The sequence below is a fragment of the Saccharopolyspora sp. NPDC002686 genome, from assembly GCF_040295745.1.
GTDB lineage: Bacteria > Actinomycetota > Actinomycetes > Mycobacteriales > Pseudonocardiaceae > Saccharopolyspora > Saccharopolyspora oryzae.
This window is the reverse complement of sequence record NZ_JBEOVY010000563.1, coordinates 1-2945: the sequence shown is the minus strand read 5'-3', so window position 1 is coordinate 2945 and position 2945 is coordinate 1. Positions and strand designations below refer to the sequence as shown.

At 69.6% G+C, this 2945-nt stretch carries 1 protein-coding gene; it reads left to right on the top strand.

Going from position 1 to position 2945, the window contains the following annotated elements; genetic code table 11:
* A partial coding sequence (locus ABTZ89_RS37585; RefSeq protein WP_351054019.1) for an FkbM family methyltransferase occupies positions 1 to 2439 on the top strand: 2439 nt, incomplete at its 5' end.
* Between the last annotated feature and the right edge of the window lie 506 nt (positions 2440 to 2945).

Genomic DNA, 2945 nt, shown 5'->3' with positions numbered 1-2945 from the left:
GACGCGGAGGCCTTCCACGAGTGGTGCGTCGGGGTCGGGGTGGCCAGCGGCCGCGTCCCGGCCGACGCGGTGCACCGCAGGACCGGCAACCGCGCAGCCCTCGTGGACCAGCTCGGGGTAGCCGTCCTGGGCCGAGGCCCCCTCGCGGAACTGCTGCGGGACGCGGTCGGCGCATCCGGCCTGCCGTCCGCGGACACCGCCTACTACCCGGTCGTCCTGCGCTGCGACCCCGACCTGCCGGTGCCGGTCGGCCGGTACGTGATCGACGTGCACACCGGCACGGCCGGCTCCGACGACGTCTCGGAGACCTGGGTGCTCTCCGAGAACAGCCGGACCGCGGCCCGTCGCAGCGGTGCGAAGACCCGGGTGGTCACGCTGCCCGCACCCGAACGCGACCTCGTCGACCTGCCGACCCGCAAGGGCATGCGCGCACGGTTCGAGCTGTCCGACGAGTTCGTCGTCGCCTCCTGCGCGGACCACGCCGCCGAGCGCGCGGACAACGCACTGGGCGTGGTCAGCGCATTCCTCGCCGCGTTCCCGGAACGAGACGACGTGCGCCTGCTGATCGGCGTGGTCGGCGCGGACAGGTTCCCCGAAGCGGCCGAACGCCTGCGCCTGGCCACCGCGGCCGACCCGCGCATCCAGCTCGTCGAGGAGGAGTTCGACCTCCGAGCCCTGCTGTCCGCCTCGGACTGCTTCGCGTCGTTGCACCGCGCCGGAGCAACCGACGACCACGTGCTGAGGCTCCTCGAAGTCGCCGCGCACGGCATCCCGGTGATCGCCGGGGACCACGGCGCGGTCGCCGAGATCTTCGGAGCAGAAGCGGCTCGCCTCGTGCCCTGCCAGGGCGCTGGCGAACCCGACATCGACGCGGCCGCAGAACTGCTCCGCCAAGCCGCCGACGACGCCGACGCAACCGCGGCTTTCGGCGTCGCGGCGAGGGAGAACCTGCTGGCCACGCACACCGTGGCCCGAGCAGGCGCCCGCCTCCGCGAGCGGGTCGAGCACGCCTACCGGAACTGGCGCACGAAGTGGTCGACCGACAGCCACGGCCAGTTCGACGACCCGCTGCGCCCCCTCCTGGTGGCCCGCCACGCGCTGCACCGCGCCCCCGACACGGGCGTCGGCAGCCGCAACTCGATGGCCCCGGCCCTGCGCAAAGCGGTGCTCAAGGCGCTGAGCCACTACGACGAGCACATCCGCGACGTCATGCGCTCGATGGTCGACGGCGTCGAGCAGACCGCATCGGAGCTCCTGCGCCGCCAGTACGAGGCGGACGGCGACGGCGACGTGGAAGCGATGCGCGCCGAGCTCGCCCAGTTCGCCCAGCGCCAGGACCAGCTCGGCGCCCAGCTCATGGGCACCGAGGACGGAGTGGTCAGAGCCCGCGCAGACCTGGCCGAGCAGCACCGCCGGCTGCGCGAGCTCGAAACCGGCACGGTCGACGATTCCCGGGTGAACGCCCTCGCCGAACGCCTGGACAGCCTGACCGGCGCGGTCGAGCGGATCCTCGACCGCATGGACGCGCTGGAGAAGCGCCAGTCCTCCGGCCAAGGCGTCGAAGCTTCCGTGCGCGCCGCATCGACCGACGCTGCGAACGCCCTGCAGCGCACCGATGTCCTCCAACGCATCTTGCTCCGCGAGCACGAGCGCAACGTCGGCGGCGGGGATGGCACGACAACACCAGTGCTCTGCGACGCAGGCCTGCTGCGCTTGCCCGCCGACGACAGCTTCATGCTCCCGTGGCTGTCCTCGCACCCGACCTGGGACACCGACGCCTCCGCGCTGATCGACTCGTTGCTGGAGCCGGACGGAATCTTCCTCGACATCGGTGCCTACGTCGGCTACCAAACCGTGCGAGTGCTCAGCCGCCTCGGGAACAGCGGGGCAGTGGTCGCGGTGGAACCGTGCCCGCGCAGCGCGGAACTCCTCAAGCGCAACGTCGAGGTCAACGTCCCAGCTGCGTGGGGCCACCGCATGGTGTTTCTGGAAGGCGCGGCCTGGGACGCCCCGTGCGACATGACCTCCGAAGCTTCGCTGGCCGGCGGCCTGTCGGTGTCGCCGGCGGAAGACGGCGAGGAAGCCTCCGTGCGAGGCATCCGCCTGGACCGGGAGCTGGAAGGCCACGCAGCCCTGCGCGACCTGAAGCTGTCGGTCGTGCACGTCGACGTCGGTGCCCGGGTGCACCGGGTGCTCGGCGGCCTGGTCCGACTCCTCCGCAGGGATCGCCCATCGATCGTGTGCTCCTTCACCCCGGCGGCGATCAGCCAATTGGGGGATGACCCAGCGGCGGCGCTCCGCGAGTTCGGAACCTGGGGTTACGAGCTCGTCCCGGTCGGCCGAACCCGCCCGGTCGGTGCGTCTGACCTGCTAGAAGCCATCAACGCGGCCGGATCGGCGAGCACCGTGAAGCTCTGGCTGCGCCCGAAGCACAAGTAGCGATGATCCGCTGCCCGAGCGAAGTCAAGGGGCTGACCAGGCGATTTGACTTTGACGCAGAGTGTGCGTAACTTTCTCTTCGCCGCACGGAAAGCCGAACGGACCGGGACGCAAGAGCCCGGCGAGGACGGCAGCGGGAGCGCCCAGGAGGACGGAAACGACCTCCGCGGAGCGCACACCGGCCGGGACGCGCGGGTTTGACACCGCGAAGCGCACCGGGTAACGTAAAGCGGTCGCCAGGGATCCGATAGGAAACCAGGCGCGTTGATAACTGAAGCAAGGCTCGATCTTCGGAGAGATCAGCGAGGGGCACCCCCCCTGAAACCCCGAAAACAGAGCCTGCTAGAGTTACCGACACAAGAAAGCGAAAGAAAATGCTCCCCGGAGCTTCACGGCCTGGAATTGGTTGTGGGTGATGGTGTGGGTGTGTTCTTTGAGAACTCAACAGCGGACTGTTTTGGTTAGTGTTCTTTTATGCCCCCGACCAAACATTTGTGTTGGTTGGT